Origin of the sequence: Paraferrimonas sp. SM1919 (assembly GCF_010993985.1) — a bacterium.
Taxonomy (GTDB): Bacteria; Pseudomonadota; Gammaproteobacteria; order Enterobacterales; family Shewanellaceae; genus SM1919.
The window spans coordinates 1-15,563 of record NZ_WINH01000038.1 but is presented as its reverse complement, the minus strand read 5'-3'; the positions used below and the strand labels follow the sequence as shown (position 1 = coordinate 15,563).

The following is a 15,563-nucleotide window of genomic DNA, read 5'->3' as shown; positions in this document are numbered from 1 at the left end:
GCTTGGACGGGACCACATTCATTCACCACATCCCTGTGGCTCACCCTTCGGGCAGCTAACGCTGTGCAAAAGTACTTGCTGTACTTTTGTCCCGACGCCCTGATTGCTGCGCAATCTCGGTCGCTCACATCGTTCTTTTTTAATTACATAGTTTGGCTGTTCGAGCTTACGCCCTGACCCGTCCCTGGTGGATCCCTCAGGAAGACGTCCTGTCTTACGCTTCATGGTGCGAAGCTTCGCTTCGGTCCATTTCGCCCGGTTCATTCGCTACATCCCTGTAGCTCACCCTACGGGCAGCTAACGCTGTGTAAAAGTACTTCCTGTACTTTTTCCCGACAACCTAGCCAGCTTCGCTGTCTAGGTCGCTACACTTGCTCATTTTGGCATGTTTTTGGAACGCCCTAACCCGTCTCTGGTGGATCCCTCCTGTTGGTCAGCTGTGCAACTGCGTTTCGGTCTTCCTCACCCGGTTCACTCGCTACATCCCTGTGGTTCACCTGCGGGCAGCTAACGCTGTGTAAAGGGCTTACGATACTTTTGTCGTGACTACAGATAAGCCCTCGCCTTTTTGCGGAGTATTAGGTGAGGGCTTTTTTGTATCTAATATTCTCTGGCTTTTAAAGATGGTTTGGCTGATACAATCATTGGACGCGTTTGCCGCAACATTTCGGTTGCTCCTACCATTCTTTATTTATTACTTTGTTGTCTGTTCAAGTGTGCGCCTTCACCTGACTTGCGGCTGTTGTATGCGCACTGATTGTATGTTTGGGCTTTGGTGAGTGGTCATCAACTTTATTTGTAAAATACTCGACCTTTGCATGACTGAGATGCTAGCTAATTATTGTTTATGGGTATAAAAAAAGGCCGTTGATTAACGACCTTCATGTCTATTGTTGTACAGCTAATCGATAATTTTCTATCGCTCCTTGCTGCTCACCTAGTTGCAGCTGAATATCAGCTAATAATTTATAGTGTTGACTTATCGGGTGCAGTTGAATTAACTGTTGTGCACAGGCTTTGGCTTGCTTATAAAGGCGAGATTTAAGCAATAGCTCTACTTGGCATTGTAAAACGATTACTGATTTCTTTAGTTTAATAAATAACTGCTCAATTTGTTGGTCATCTTCCCATTGCCAATTTTCCTTTAGGCAATCTAACAAGGCACTTTCAGGGGATTTTTTAATTAATTTAATTAAGGATAACAATGCTTGGTTACTATCAAACTTGCTCCACTGGGCATGGTATAAAGCTTGAATTTTGGCATTACTTCTTATTTTTCTATTTAACTCACCATAGCGCTTGTTGAGTTCTTGATTATCTTTTGCTGGTTTGTTTGCCAACTCTTCTAGGTGAACATCGATCTGTGAGTCATTTATAGCTGTGCTTTTGAAAAGCTTATGATGACTTGATAGCGACGTCAGTTCTTGCTTTAGGCTGATATCATTGCTGAGTTCGGCAAGTTTGTTTGCTACTTGAATAAATTGCTGTGGTGTGTTTTTGTTAAGAGGTATGTTATCGAGCTTTTGTTTTGCTTGAGAATACTGTTGTTGTGCGATTAATAACTCAATTTCAACCAGTTTAAGTAAATCTTGATCTTGATTGATATCAGCTGCCATGGTGAACCATTTCTGAGCTTTATCAATCATGTTTTCATTGATGGCGTACTTGCAAGCTAGCAAATAGAAATTTTGTGGATTTTTACTTGCTTTAGCACCTTTGGCAAAGTGTTCTATGGCATCGGAATTGTTATTTATCAGTATTGCTTCAATGGCTTTTTGTAGATGCTCTTTCGATTGTTTCTGTAAAAATTTTGATGGTAGTTTACGGGTGTTGGCTAGTGCATTAATGAGCGCGACCAACGCCCATTCAAATAGTTGTAATAAGCTGTAGAATATAATTGCGACGACGAACAATGCAATCGCTGACATTTCTATTTGATAACCAGCTAAAGCGATGAGTACATAGCCTTTATTTTGAGTAAGTACTGGGGCGATAATCATGCCAAATAGAATGATAGCTAAGTAAACTAGTGTTCTAATCATACTTATTCTCCAGTCAATTTAGGTTGCTTATTAAGCATGGTTTGCAACAACACGTTACTTTCTAATCTTGTAGGTAATTCTGGTTCTAAATTAAGTTGTAATTGAGACTCCAAATTAACAATAATTTTGTTTGTTAAGTGATTATCAGCATCAAAATAGGTACGTATTAATTGGCTGGCCTGCTCAATATTGCTTTTAAATCTCTCATTTTCAGCTCGGTACAATGCAAGTTGAGCTTTTTGAAGGTGCTGTCTGATATTCTCTTTCAAGTACCACTCTTGCTTTGGTGATAGTAATGCAGGTACATCTTCATCCGTCCGCCTTATGGAAATGAAGTCGGCTTTAATGGCTTGCCACGAAGCTGCGAGGTTGGCTTTCCAGTCGTTTACATCATTGGAGCTTTTAGCGTCCGCTTGAGTGATTAATTCTGCTCTATTTTCTATACTGATGAATTTTAGCTCTTCTACCTGAGCAATGATGTTATCTAAAATCAGAGCCTGTCCAGCCAGATCAATAATTTCAATAGCTTGAACATTGGCGATATCGGTTGCGATTGCTTTTCTGATAGGTAGCAAAGCAGGGTTTTTGGTGTCTTTTATGGTCTTGTCAGCAATTTTCAGCAGTTCAAAAGTACTATCTAAATCTCTTTCAAGCCAAAGCTTGTGACCAGCCATGCGAATAATATAGTCAGCCTCCGCAAGTTTCCAACCGTCAGGATTTTGCTGAGCAAGTTTATTAACTCTTTGTGCGGTTAAGTTATGATCTTTACTTAACTGATCAATTTGAAGTTGTAATGAAAACACCGCTTCAAGTTTGGATTGAGTAATGACAAGATCTTGGTTTGCTTTAGTCAGTGATTGATTGAGTTGTGAAAATTTATTTTGGTAGGATGACTCAAGACTTTTATAGGTTTGCAAACCGTAATAGCCGGCAACTCCAAGGCTAGCAATGGTTGTAAAATTTAATAACAGTGCCAATATACCGATTTTGGATGTTTTAGAGTGCTTCTCTGGTACAGGTAGCGGCTTTTGTTTGGTTGCTGTTGATTCTTTAACAGGGTTTTGTTGCTGTGTCATTCTATAAGACCCCTTTTGCTAGTTTGGCTAGAATGTCTTTATCATTTGCACTGTTGCATAATATTAACTTGCTGAAGCCATGTTTCCTGGCCAATAGAGCGATGCGTTCACTAATAACTACTAAGGTGCAATTAAATAACCAATCTTTGTCTTGATCTGCTACTAAGTTTATCAAATTTAATAAACTTTCCCCACTAGTGATTAATATATGGTCGATCTTAATGTGATGCCATTGAGATATAGATGAAGGCTTTAATGATGGATTGACAATACGACGATAAACCTGCCAATAATCGACATTGGCGCCACCAATTTGTAATTGGTGTTTAAGATCTTCGCGTCCGCCTACACCTCTTATGATTAATATTTTTTGATTCTCAACCGAGCTTAACTCCGTCAATGCCAACAGTCCTTCGGTTGATTGGATTGCAGGCGTCGTGACCTTTTGTCCTAAGCTAACTAATGCTTCAGCTGTACTTTTACCAACTGCAAAATAGTCAACATTAGCAAGGTTAAGCGCTTTTCTGTCGACAAAATCTACCGCATTCTTACTGATGAATATAACTTTATTATATTGAGTAATATCAGGATGCGTTTCGTTGTGCGGAACTATTTTAAGAATTGGGCTGATGATATTACCAATACCGGCACCGTTTAGCAGTGCCGATAAATTCTCATTTCTTCCTTGAGGGCGAGTAAGAAGTACGTTCATTAATCTTTGTAAACTTCTTCTAAAATTTCTTTGGCGCCCGCTTGTAATAGTTTGTCAGCAAGTTCAGTGCCGAGCTGTTGATAGTTGTCAGCCTTACCACTGATGCTATCTTTAATTATTTGGCTGCCATCAATGCTACCAACCAAACCACGTAAAGTGAGAATATCACCGCTTAATTCAGCAAATGCACCAATAGGTACTTGGCAACCGCCTTCTAATCTGGTGTTCATTGCTCGCTCAGCTAACACTCTCATTCGAGTCTGTTTGTGCTCAAGGGGGGCTAAAAGTGCTTTAATCCGTTCATCATTAATTCGACACTCAATACCTACTGCCCCTTGGCCATTTGCTGGTAAAGATAAGTCGGTGGCAATGAAACTCGCAATTCTTTGTGGCATTTGTAAACGAATAAGGCCAGCTGCTGCTAGGATAATGGCATCATAATCACCATTGTCTAATTTCGCTAAGCGGGTGCCTACATTACCTCTTAAATCTTTAATTTCTAAGTCTGGGCGTAGTGCTCTTAATTGACATTGGCGACGTAAACTTGAAGTACCCACTACGGCACCCTGAGGTAACTCATCAATATTGTTATAGCTATTAGAAACAAAAGCGTCGCGTGGATCTTCGCGCTCACAGATTACCTGTAGGCCTAACCCTTCTGGAAAATCTACTGGTACATCTTTCATCGAGTGTACCGCAATATCCGCTTCACCATTTAGCATGCAAACTTCCAATTCTTTTACAAATAGACCCTTGCCACCCACTTTCGCTAAAGGGGTGTCTAAAATAATGTCGCCTTTTGTAGTCATTGGCAGTAACTTCACTTCTAGATTAGGGTGAAACTTTTCCAGTTCGGCCTTAACAAATTCGGCTTGCCACATCGCTAGTGGACTTTTTCTGGTTGCGATTGTTAGCGTTTCTTGTGCCACGATAATTTTCCTAATATTGTAATGTGCTAATGCTACCACTGCTGGCTAATAATTTGCACAATAGCTGTATAAAATTATCCCAAATGGGTAAGACTCGGTCTAATCTGAAAGAACAAAGAGCAAACATTATGCTTTGAAGGAGCTCTAATGACTGCTGCTGTAGTCACATTTGAATCACTTAACCAACTGCGTTTGCAGCGAGCCCAGGAGTTATTGACAGAGGATCAGTATCTTGGTTTGAAGTCTTTGGTTGCCCTTTGGCACTACAATCATCAGTCATTGCCTGGCTTTGTTGCTGGCTGTGTCCATGGATTTGATGACTTTTGCTGGCAACACAAGCAGGTTAACTTTTCTAATCAAGTACTAAATTTTAATCTTAATCAGCCAATCAGATCGGATTTTGTTGGACTATATGCGATGGGAAGCTTGGCAACCCTTGGCTTTGGCGACAGCAGTGATATTGATATTTGGTTGGTGCATTCGAATATACTCTCAGACGTTCAAAAACAACACCTTAAAAGTAAAGCAAAATTAATCCAAGACTGGTATGCCAGCAATTTTAATTTAGAAATAAATACCTATTTTGTTCATCCGGATAAATTTATTGAAATCCAATCAACAATTGTCGAAAAAGATAACAGCGGCAGTGTTGAACGTTGGCTGTTACTGGATGAATTTTACCGCACTAATATCTGTCTCATAGGTCCATTAATTAGCCCTATCGCCGATGAAAGTGGCTTAACTCTGCATTTCGGTGCGGTAACTAATATTGATGCCACGGAATTCTTTTCTGCGTCACTTTGGCAATTATATAAGGCCATTGACTGCCCTTATAAAGCGGTTCTTAAAGTGTTGTTGCTGGAGATGTATGCAGATCAATACCCGCATGTGGATTTTATATCAGAGCAGTTATGCACAACTTGTGATTCTAGCAATTTAGAAACGGATCCATATTGGATGCTTTTTGAAAAGGTTTCTGAATACTTATTGAAAATTGGCGATAAGTTCAGGCTTGAAGTGTTGCGTTTGGCTTTTTATTTAAAATCAGAAATTAGGCTTTCAGATCCTAGGGGAAGTGATTGGCGCTATACCATGATGCTATCGCTAGTAGAAGAGTGGCATTGGTCCATGGAAAAGTTAGAGTTATTGGATGACAGAGAACATTGGCATGTAGGGCAATTATTGCAGGTGAACTATCAGCTAGAGTCATGTTTACTCAGTAGTTATCAAAAGCTATTAGATTTTGGCCGTGAGTTTGGCTTGGCGCAGTCATTAAAAAGCCCAGATTTAACCATGTTAAGCCGAAAAATACATAGCTATTTTAATCATGAACAAGGTTCCATTGAGAAGTTACACTCCTTATGGGCGGAAGACTTCTGGGAAAAGAGTATTCATTTGTATCAATTAAATGGTGCTTATCATATCAATTTTTGTGCGGATCAGGCTCGCTCTTTTTATCAATCAGAACACCTAGAAGATATTATCTTTTGGAGTATTATCAATAAAGTGGCTAGAAAGAAAACCAAATGGTTTGGGGTCACTCATGATATGCGTCAATGGCGAAGAATGTTAGCTAATGTAGCACGCTCAGTAAAAGTTCCTTCAGTAGAAATTACTGAGTTTTTAAAGCCTCTGAAATGGAAAAAATTTATCGTATTATTGAATGTCAGTGATGATCCAAGTCAAGAATGGAAGGACAATTTCCATTGGTTAGAACTGACTACTGCCAACCCTTTGACGCTAAGCATTACTGGCAAAAGTTTAGTCGGCAGCGTCAGCATTTTGGGGTATAACAATTGGGGCGAGTGGTATAGCGAACACATAGATTCGGATACAGCAATACTCGATGCGTTAGAGAGGTTAAGTTTGCTATCTCACAGTGGTGAGATTCCAGAAATCGATGTAATAAGTGCAGCCAAGAAGGGAGCGAATATCGTTGCTATGGCTTGTCAGAATTTGTTGATACAACACCTGCAGTGGCAACGAAAATTATTAAATAAGCAGCAAAAGTTGAATCCAGTGGTACTGGCTGAACAGGACTATTTATTAGTAGTGACTAAAGATAAAGTGACCTATTCCAATCTGCAAAACCCCGAGAGCTCACTAGATGCTTTGCTAAAAGTTGATGCCCAATTTGACCAGGATGATGATCTGGATATTATTGAGATTGCTCGACGTAATTCCAGCTTAGGTGTTAAGCAGTATTTCTTTTATCGTCAACAAAATGTAGAGGTCTATTTGTACGATAAAAATAACAATTTAGAGCATTTCAGTGTTGAGCCAGAAATGCTTAATTCACTGGTCGAATCCATTAATTGCTTTCATTTATTCGAACAACAGCATCCAGAGCATCAAGCATTCAACTTGCCTCAATTTTATTGGATAGAGCAAGTGAAAGGACAGTTTAGCATTGTCGCTTTTGATTGCTAAAAGCTAAAAGCTTCACCACTTTGCTTGCTGATTGCATCAACGATTACCGGTTCAAAATCTAAGCCGTTGCGCTCATCGAACCATTTGTTATCAATATAGCTAAAATGATGACCAGCAAATTTGGTGGCAACCCAAACTTGGTGCAATGGCTCTTGTTTATTGATGACAATTTGCGAGCGATCATTAAACTCAATTTGCAAGACTTCCCCAGCGAAGTTTACGTCAACGTCAAGTTCGAGTTCTTCAATGCGAGCATCGATTCTATTAAAGAGGTCATCCGCTAATAGATGAAATTCTGTATCAGTCATGGTTTAAGCCTATGAAAAATTAGTTATGTTTGCGATTATAGGGGGAGATTGTGTCAATACAATATAAAAATTGTGATTGCTTATACCCAAAGGAGTATAACAATGAAAAAAAACAAACTGTTTTTATTTATGATGCTTGCTAGTCTATGGCTTTCAGCTTGTGGTCAAAAAGGCCCGTTGTATAATCCAGAACCACAGCAACCTAATAAAGAGGCTCGCGAGCCTGAGAAAGATCAAGGATAAACAATTGGATCACTTCAGCTATCAAAGTCAGCAATTATTTGCTGAGCAGTGCTCTGTAGCAGAGTTAGCAAAAACCTATGGTACACCAGCATATATTTACTCTCGAGCCACTATCGAAAGACATTGGCGAGCTTTTGACGATGCGGCTGGCCAGCATCCTCATTTAATTTGTTATGCGGTAAAAGCGAATTCAAATTTAGCCGTGCTTAATATCATGGCACGTCTTGGTAGTGGTTTTGATATTGTATCAGCAGGTGAGTTAGCGAGAGTAATCCAAGCTGGAGGAGATCCTGCAAAAGTCGTTTTTTCTGGTGTGGCAAAAACAGCTGAAGAAATGACCATAGCCCTTAATGCTGGTATTTATTGTTTTAATGTGGAATCTGCTGCTGAATTAGAGCTACTCAATGAAGTCGCATTAAGTTTAGGCAAAGTGGCCCCTGTGTCGATTAGAGTAAACCCTGACGTGGATGCCGGCACTCATCCATATATCTCTACAGGTTTGACAGGCAATAAGTTTGGTATTCCAATGGAACAAGCCTTAGCGGTTTACCAAAAAGCGAGTCAGCTACAGGGATTAAAGATTAAAGGTGTTGACTGTCATATAGGCTCTCAGCTCACTGAGATCCCCCCATTTCTCGATGCTTTAGAGCGTTTATTAGTGTTGATTGATGAATTAGCTGACAATGGTATTGTTGTTGAACACTTAGATGTCGGTGGTGGCTTAGGTGTGCCTTACAATAATGAACAACCGCCATCACCTAAAGAATATACTCAAGCTATGCTGCAGCGTTTAGGTGAACGCAAACTAAAACTCATTTTTGAGCCTGGCCGAGCAATTATGGCAAATGCTGGTATTTTAGTCACACAAGTACAGTTCTTAAAAGATAATGATACCAAGAAGTTTGCCATTGTTGATGCAGCAATGAATGATCTATTACGTCCTGCTCTTTACAGTGCGTGGCAAAATATTATTCCTATTTCACCTCGTGACCAAGGTTATGCAGAAACTTACGATGTTGTTGGCCCGGTATGTGAAACAGGTGACTTTTTAGGTAAAGACAGACAATTAAATGTTCAACGGGGTGATTTGTTAGCGGTAAGATCTGCAGGGGCTTATGGCTTTACTATGTCATCCAATTATAACTCTCGCCCTAGAGTCGCTGAGGTTATGGTTGATGGTGAACAAAGTCATTTAATTCGCGAACGTGAAACAATCAAGCAATTGTGGCAAGGTGAATCAGTACTTCCAAATTAGTACTGGCTTTTACTAAAACAAAAAATTACCAAAGGTGGGAGTTAAGACGTTGATTCAATTTTCAAAAATGCATGGTCTTGGGAATGATTTTATGGTGGTGGACTGTGTTACTCAGAACGTCTTTTTTTCGCCTGAGCAAATCCGTAAGTTGGCGAATCGTCATCTCGGGGTTGGCTTTGATCAGCTACTGATTATTGAGCCCCCTTATGATCCAGATTTAGATTTTCATTATCGTATTTTTAATGCTGATGGCTCTGAAGTTGAGCAATGTGGTAATGGGGCTCGTTGTTTTGCTCGCTTTGTGAGACTTAAAGGGTTAACAAATAAAACATCGATAAAAGTGAGTACAACCAAAGGCAAAATGGTTTTAAACCTAGTACAGAACGATGATGTTTCGGTAGATATGGGCGTACCCAATTTTGAGCCGAAATCGTTGCCATTTGATGCAAAAAAAGTAGAGAAAACTTATCTCATACGTACTGATGATGACACCTTGTTTGTAGGCGCTGTATCGATGGGTAATCCCCATTGCGTGATGGTCGTTGATAACATCGAGACAGCTGAAGTTGCAAGGATCGGCTCTGCAGTTGAGCGTCATGAACGTTTTGCAAAAGGTGTTAATGTAGGTTTTATGCAGGTAATAAGCAGAGACCGTATTAAATTAAGGGTATTCGAGCGTGGAGTTGGCGAGACTCAAGCTTGTGGCAGTGGTGCTTGCGCAGCAGTGGCGATTGGCCAACAACAAGGATTGCTTGATCATAAAGTGACTGTTGAGTTGTTGGGTGGGGCTTTAAATATACATTGGCCTGGCGGAAAAGAGTCTTTAATAATGACCGGTCCTGCAACTCATGTTTATGATGGTTTAATTGCATTATGAATATAGACTTGACCAATATAGCAGATGTTATTGATCCTGATTTATTAGCGGATTACCTTCGGGAAAACCCTAGTTTTTTTGAGAAATACCCTGACTTATTGCTTAATGTTAAAATTGCGCACCAACAACGAGGCAGCATTTCATTAGTTGAGCACCAAATGCATGCATTGAGACAAAAAGTTCAAGCTCTAGAGGAAGAAATAACGTCTTTGATGGCGACAGCTCGAACTAATGAGCATATATTCAAAAGCAACTCTGAGGTCTATATTGACCTGTTAAACAGTGCTGATATCTATCAACTTCGACAAGCATTGCATAAGAAGATGGAACATGCATTTGGCTTGAAAAGGGTCGAATTGGTGGCCGTCGTCAATGATGATTTAACTTTAAAGCAGGTCAATGCCAAGCGCTTAAAAAGCGGACATTACTTAGGTAGGTTAACGGATATAGAGTCTCAAGCGCTTTTCAAAGCGCCTGTTGGTTCAGTAGCATTATTAAAAGTAGAAACCCAACAGAAGAAATTTATTCTTTGTTTTAGTCATGATGATCCAATGCATTATCACCCAGAACTTGATGTTACGTTGCTCGAGCAGTTGCAGCAAGTTATTGAGTATAAGATGGAGCAATTTGATTGAGTTCTAATAAAGAGCTGGTCGATGCCTTCATGCGTTTTTTACAAAGTGAAAAACAGTACTCCTTACATACAATAAAAAATTATAGTAGAGCCATTGAGTACGCTAAGTTGCCAATGGAGCAGAGTCAATGGAGCGCTTGGAATAAGAAGCATATTCAACAGACGCTGCTTACCTTTAAGAATAAAAAACTTTCTGCAAAGACTATTGCTTTGTATTTGAGTGGATTGCGTCGTTTTGCTGACTTTTTAGTGGCTCAGAAAGTACTAACCATTAGCCCTTTGAGTGACATTCACTCACCCAAAGTTAATAGCCGCTTACCACAAAATATTGATGTAGATGCTGTTTGTGGTCTAGTCAATTTTGAAGCCAATACGCCTATCGAACATCGTGATAAAGCTATTTTGGAGCTTTTTTATTCCTGTGGTCTGCGTTTATCTGAGCTGGCTGAGCTTAATCTTTCAAGTTTTGAGGAATCTTTCAGTCAAGTTAGGGTGGTAGGTAAAGGCGATAAAACTCGAGTTTTACCCGTTGGTAAGATGGCCAGATTGGCTCTCCAAAGTTGGCTTAAATTGAGAAGTCGAGTTAACGATGACCCAATGCAATTGGCTTTATTCGTCAGCAAGCGTGGTCGGTTAAGTCATCGAGCCATTCAACAAAGAGTAAAATACTGGGGCCAGCAACAGGGACTTGCTGTTGGTTTGCATCCTCATAAACTTCGTCACTCTTTCGCTACTCATATGTTAGAGGCTAGTCATGACTTACGAGCTGTTCAAGAGCTTCTAGGGCATGCTAATTTATCAACCACTCAGGTCTATACTCAATTAGATTTTCAGCATTTAGCTAAAGTTTACGATGGTGCCCATCCTAGAGCCAAGAAAAAGTGATGAAGTGTTATAAACCCTTGCAACAAATCAAAGTGATCAGCTTTGATTTGGACGACAACCTATATGACAATAGGCCCCTTTTAATCGCGGCTGAAAAGAAGCTACGCCTTTGGTTGGCTGGACATATCAATACGCTTCCTGAAATGTCTTTTTGGACCCAAATAAAGCAACAATGTTTAGAAAGTACCCCAGCGTTAGCAAATGATATTTCATTAATCCGCCAGCATACTCTAGCCACAGGCTTACAGATATTGGGCAAGTCGAAACAACAGGCTGAGCGTTTGGCAATCGAAGCAATGCCACTATTTATACATTGGCGTTCACAATTGCAGTTAGATCAACAAGTCAAAAATACCTTGCATTATTTAGGATTGAAGTACCCATTGATTGCTATTACTAATGGTAATATTGATATAAAAAATACCGAATTGGATGCATTTTTTAAATTTTCTTTTCAAGCCGACATTAATAATCCTAAAAAACCAGCCTCGCATTTGTTTGCCAAAGCTTGTATGCAGTTAAATATTGCGCCACAGCAGTTACTCCACATCGGCGATCATCCTAGATCTGATATTTATGGTGCCCAACAATTCGGCGCACAAACCATTTACCTTACGCCTGCTTATGGTCGTAGTGAGCAAAAACCATTATTCGGCGCAGTTCCTAATTGGCAGATTAGTGATATCAATCAGTTAATCGAGATACTCTAAATTGCTCAGACTAAAAACGCTGAGACTGTTATACTAGCCGGTCATTAAAGTAATAATTTCCAGTTGGAGACCCTGTAGATGGACGTGAGTGAGTTACTTGATGGCTTGAATGAGCCTCAGCGTCAGGCCGTTGCTGCCCCACAAGAAAATATGTTAGTACTAGCGGGTGCTGGTAGTGGTAAAACTCGCGTATTGATCCATCGTATTGCATGGTTAATGAATGTTGAGCAAATTAGCCAATATGAAATATTGGCAGTGACTTTTACTAATAAGGCGGCCGCAGAGATGCGAAGCCGTTTACAAAGTTTGATGGGCGGCAGCGCCACCAAAATGTGGATTGGCACCTTCCATGGAATTGCACACAGACTCCTTAGGGCTCACTACAAAGATGCTAATCTACCAGAAGGGTTTCAGATATTAGATTCTGAAGACCAGCTAAGGTTGCTCAAACGTATTATAAAGTCACTAAACCTCGATGAAAAACAGTGGCCACCCAGACAAGCTCAGGGTTATATCAATGCCAAAAAAGATGAAGGATTAAGGCCTAAGCATATAGAAGTAGGCTATAACCCTATCGAGAAGACTTGGTTGCAAATTTATCAAATTTACCAAGAATCCTGTGACCGGGCGGGGCTGGTGGATTTTGCAGAAATTTTATTGCGTGCCCATGAACTTTGGCTAACAAAGCCCCACATATTACAGCACTATCAGCAACGCTTCCGTCATATCCTCGTTGATGAGTTCCAAGATACTAACTCAATCCAATATGCTTGGATCCGTATGTTAGCTGGAGACAATTCAAAAGTAATGATTGTCGGCGATGACGATCAGTCTATTTACGGGTGGCGTGGTGCCCGAGTTGAAAACTTGCAACGTTTCCTGAAGGATTTTAACGGCGCGACTCAGATTAAGCTTGAACAGAATTACCGATCGAGCGCAAATATCCTTAACGCAGCTAATGCCGTTATTGCTAATAATGATGAGCGTTTGGGTAAAGAGCTTTGGACCCAAGATAAAGAAGGCGAATTAATCGATGTCTACTGCGCCTTTAATGAGCTGGATGAGGCTCGGTTTGTTGCCACCAAAATCCAGCAATGGCAAGACCAAGGTGGATCGTTGTCCCAATGCGCTATTTTATATCGTGGTAACGCACAATCCCGTGTTATTGAAGAAGCCATGTTGCTTGGTAATATCAGTTATCGCATTTATGGCGGAGTTCGCTTTTATGAGCGACAAGAAATTAAAGATGCCCTAGGCTATTTGCGCTTAATGGCCAATAGAGATGACGATGCAGCTTTCGAACGTATCATTAATACACCAACCAGAGGAATTGGTCATCGTACTGTTGAGATCATTAGAGACTGCGCAAGAAATCAAAACCTGACTTTGTGGCGATCTTGTCAGAAGCTCTTAGAAGAACGTGTACTCTCAGGTAGGGCTGGAACGGCAGTAGCAAAGTTTATGGATCTGATCCGCCAATTAGAAAGTGATTGTATCGAGAGCTCTCTGGTTCAGTCGGTTGACCACACTATTATTCATTCAGGCTTAAGGTCAATGTATGAAGCAGAAAAGGGAGAAAAAGCAAAATCGCGAGTTGAGAACTTAGAGGAGCTGGTTACTGCTGCGAGAAGTTTTGATAAACCAGATGAAGCTGAAGATATGTCGGATCTTAATGCATTCTTGTCGCATGCAGCTTTAGAGGCAGGTGAACAACAAGCGGATGCTAACACAGATGCCGTGCAGTTAATGACGTTGCATAGTGCCAAAGGTTTAGAGTTCCCAGTGGTCTTTATAATAGGGGTCGAAGAAGGTTTATTTCCAAACCAAAGAGCCTTGGATGAAAACGGCTTAAGTGAGGAGCGTCGCTTATGCTATGTCGGTATCACACGAGCGATGCAAAAACTTTACATAACATATAGTGAGTCTAGGCGCTTATATGGGAGAGAATCCTTCCCTACCCCATCAAGATTCATAGGCGAGATACCACAAAAATTTATCAATCCTGTTAGGGTAAAAGCTAAAGTCACATCTACAGCAAGTTATTCAAAAGGACTAAGTCAAGGCATCAGTCTAGCCGTCGATGAAAATACAGCGACTTTTGAAGTCGGTCAGGGTGTGCTACATCATAAATTTGGCCCAGGTGTGATAACCAATTATGAAGGATCGGGAGCACAAACTCGAGTTGAAGTAAATTTTAAACACGCAGGAAGCAAGTGGTTAGTGCTTGCTTATGCTCGATTAGAAGCGCTATAGAGAAGAAAAACGTGCTGAATAAATCAAAATTGAATGCTTATTGGCGCTTAGCTCGATTAGACCGACCAATTGGAACACTTTTGTTGTTGTGGCCAACTCTAACGGCATTGTGGTTTGCAGCGGATGGAGTACCAGATTATAAGGTATTAATATTATTTTGCTGTGGCGTTCTGTTTATGCGAGCTGCGGGTTGTGTTATCAATGACTTCGCTGACAGAGAAGTCGATGGAAAAGTACAAAGAACCAAAGGCAGACCCTTAGCGACCAAAGAGTTAACGAGTAAGGAAGCCATTGGATTCTTTATGGTGCTGTCAGTGCTTTCATTAATATTGGTTTTGCAATTGAATCTCCTCACTATTCAATTAGCTTTCGTGGCAATGGCACTAACAATATTTTACCCGTTTGCTAAAAGATTCTTTGTAGCCCCACAGATGGTGCTTGCGACAGTATGGAGTTGGTCAATTGTAATGGCTTATGCGGCTCAATCGGGGCAGGTTTCTATGGTAACCTGGTTGTTATTTATTGCTAATTGGTGTCTGACCATGGCGTATGACACTATGTATGCAATGGTTGATAGAGAAGATGACTTGAAAATTGGCGTAAAATCCACAGCAGTTTGGTTTGGTAGCTGGGACAAATTTTGGATTGGCACCTTTCAATTATTGTATCTATTGTCACTAACGGTTATCACATTCGTAAAAGAAATCCATTGGTCATTTTCCTTAGCCATTATGATAAATGCTCTATTACTGATAAAGCAGCAATGGTGGATAAAGGACAGAGATAAAAAATTATGCTTCAAAGCTTTCCTCGATAACAACAATACCACTTTAATTATCTTTATAGGGGCAATTGTAAGCTTAGGGCTTGAATAAAAGAGTGATCTAGATACATGAGTGGCTAATGAATAATCGCTTGATGCTATGATCGTAAAAATATACTTGCACGAATAAAAAACCTACCTATAATGCCCAACCACTGACAGGGGAAACGCCAGCAAATAGGCATTAAACCTCGAGGTGGTCAAACTTTGGGCGCTCGATTGAGGGTGTTAAAAAAGTGCTTGACCTAGGGTTGTTAATCAGTAAAATGCACAGCCCTGACCGACACGGTCAAACGTTCTTTAACAATATAATCAAGTAATCTGTGTGGGCACTCACAGGCATTTGAAAATCAACAAAACGATTTTCTCAATGTGCTTTAGTGTTC

The 15,563-nt window shown here is 40.4% G+C and carries 14 protein-coding genes; 9 read left to right on the top strand and 5 right to left on the bottom strand.

Annotated elements, in window-relative coordinates:
• Positions 1–887: 887 nt before the first annotated feature.
• The 4 genes from GFB48_RS16785 to hemC are packed head-to-tail and all read right to left on the bottom strand — an operon-like array spanning position 888 to position 4,759.
• Positions 888–2,042, bottom strand: a complete 1,155-nt coding sequence (locus GFB48_RS16785) for a heme biosynthesis HemY N-terminal domain-containing protein (RefSeq protein ID WP_163938517.1) — start codon at positions 2,040–2,042, stop codon at positions 888–890.
• Positions 2,043–2,044: 2 nt separating this feature from the next.
• Entirely contained in the window at positions 2,045–3,118 is a 1,074-nt protein-coding gene (locus tag GFB48_RS16780; RefSeq protein WP_163938512.1) for a uroporphyrinogen-III C-methyltransferase, read from the bottom strand.
• Position 3,119: 1 nt separating this feature from the next.
• Complete coding sequence (locus tag GFB48_RS16775) at positions 3,120–3,830, bottom strand: uroporphyrinogen-III synthase (RefSeq protein ID WP_163938511.1); 711 nt, start codon at positions 3,828–3,830, stop codon at positions 3,120–3,122.
• The gene (hemC, locus tag GFB48_RS16770; protein ID WP_163938508.1) at positions 3,830–4,759 is read right to left on the bottom strand and encodes a hydroxymethylbilane synthase; all 930 of its coding nucleotides are present in this window, start codon (positions 4,757–4,759) and stop codon (positions 3,830–3,832) included. Before hemC ends, GFB48_RS16775 begins: the two co-directional genes overlap by 1 nt.
• A 147-nt stretch (positions 4,760–4,906) precedes the next feature.
• Here hemC and GFB48_RS16765 point away from each other — a divergent pair, with 147 nt between their 5' ends.
• Complete coding sequence (locus GFB48_RS16765) at positions 4,907–7,189, top strand: class I adenylate cyclase (protein ID WP_163938506.1); 2,283 nt, start codon at positions 4,907–4,909, stop codon at positions 7,187–7,189.
• On the opposite strand, the gene cyaY is transcribed toward GFB48_RS16765, so the two are convergent.
• A complete protein-coding gene (cyaY, locus tag GFB48_RS16760; RefSeq protein ID WP_163938504.1) occupies positions 7,186–7,497 on the bottom strand; it encodes an iron donor protein CyaY in 312 nt (103 codons plus the stop codon). The two genes, GFB48_RS16765 and cyaY, sit on opposite strands and share 4 nt — an antisense overlap.
• 102 nt (positions 7,498–7,599) lie before the next feature.
• Between cyaY and GFB48_RS16755 the strand changes: the two genes are divergently transcribed.
• The 8 genes from GFB48_RS16755 (at position 7,600) to ubiA (ending at position 15,229) form a co-directional block, all read left to right on the top strand.
• Positions 7,600–7,740 (top strand): lipoprotein, encoded by a 141-nt coding sequence (locus GFB48_RS16755; RefSeq protein WP_163938501.1) that lies wholly within the window; start codon positions 7,600–7,602, stop codon positions 7,738–7,740.
• Positions 7,741–7,744: 4 nt separating this feature from the next.
• A complete protein-coding gene (lysA, locus tag GFB48_RS16750; protein ID WP_163938497.1) occupies positions 7,745–8,995 on the top strand; it encodes a diaminopimelate decarboxylase in 1,251 nt (416 codons plus the stop codon).
• A 49-nt stretch (positions 8,996–9,044) separates the two neighbouring features.
• The gene (dapF, locus tag GFB48_RS16745) at positions 9,045–9,872 is read left to right on the top strand and encodes a diaminopimelate epimerase (protein ID WP_205597757.1); all 828 of its coding nucleotides are present in this window, start codon (positions 9,045–9,047) and stop codon (positions 9,870–9,872) included.
• Positions 9,869–10,507 (top strand): DUF484 family protein, encoded by a 639-nt coding sequence (locus tag GFB48_RS16740; protein ID WP_163938495.1) that lies wholly within the window; start codon positions 9,869–9,871, stop codon positions 10,505–10,507. Before dapF ends, GFB48_RS16740 begins: the two co-directional genes overlap by 4 nt.
• A 29-nt stretch (positions 10,508–10,536) precedes the next feature.
• Complete coding sequence (locus GFB48_RS16735) at positions 10,537–11,391, top strand: tyrosine recombinase XerC (RefSeq protein ID WP_163938519.1); 855 nt, start codon at positions 10,537–10,539, stop codon at positions 11,389–11,391.
• Complete coding sequence (locus tag GFB48_RS16730; protein ID WP_163938493.1) at positions 11,391–12,101, top strand: HAD-IA family hydrolase; 711 nt, start codon at positions 11,391–11,393, stop codon at positions 12,099–12,101. The genes GFB48_RS16735 and GFB48_RS16730 overlap by 1 nt, the downstream gene beginning before the upstream one ends.
• Before the next feature lie 78 nt (positions 12,102–12,179).
• Positions 12,180–14,354: a DNA helicase II gene (gene uvrD / locus GFB48_RS16725; protein ID WP_163938490.1), complete on the top strand. Its 2,175-nt coding sequence runs from the start codon at positions 12,180–12,182 to the stop codon at positions 14,352–14,354.
• 11 nt (positions 14,355–14,365) lie between these two features.
• Positions 14,366–15,229 (top strand): 4-hydroxybenzoate octaprenyltransferase, encoded by an 864-nt coding sequence (ubiA, locus tag GFB48_RS16720; protein ID WP_205597756.1) that lies wholly within the window; start codon positions 14,366–14,368, stop codon positions 15,227–15,229.
• Positions 15,230–15,563 lie beyond the last annotated feature (334 nt).

Bases quoted from the DNA above. Each gene is read 5' to 3' on its own strand.
- GFB48_RS16755 (WP_163938501.1), top strand. From the start codon at position 7,600: ATGAAAAAAAACAAACTGTTTTTATTTATGATGCTTGCTAGTCTATGG.
- uvrD (WP_163938490.1), top strand. From the start codon at position 12,180: ATGGACGTGAGTGAGTTACTTGATGGCTTGAATGAGCCTCAGCGTCAG.
- GFB48_RS16785 (WP_163938517.1), bottom strand. From the start codon at position 2,042: ATGATTAGAACACTAGTTTACTTAGCTATCATTCTATTTGGCATGATT.
- GFB48_RS16730 (WP_163938493.1), top strand. From the start codon at position 11,391: ATGAAGTGTTATAAACCCTTGCAACAAATCAAAGTGATCAGCTTTGAT.
- GFB48_RS16740 (WP_163938495.1), top strand. From the start codon at position 9,869: ATGAATATAGACTTGACCAATATAGCAGATGTTATTGATCCTGATTTA.
- GFB48_RS16775 (WP_163938511.1), bottom strand. From the start codon at position 3,830: ATGAACGTACTTCTTACTCGCCCTCAAGGAAGAAATGAGAATTTATCG.
- GFB48_RS16735 (WP_163938519.1), top strand. From the start codon at position 10,537: ATGCGTTTTTTACAAAGTGAAAAACAGTACTCCTTACATACAATAAAA.
- GFB48_RS16765 (WP_163938506.1), top strand. From the start codon at position 4,907: ATGACTGCTGCTGTAGTCACATTTGAATCACTTAACCAACTGCGTTTG.
- GFB48_RS16780 (WP_163938512.1), bottom strand. From the start codon at position 3,118: ATGACACAGCAACAAAACCCTGTTAAAGAATCAACAGCAACCAAACAA.
- cyaY (WP_163938504.1), bottom strand. From the start codon at position 7,497: ATGACTGATACAGAATTTCATCTATTAGCGGATGACCTCTTTAATAGA.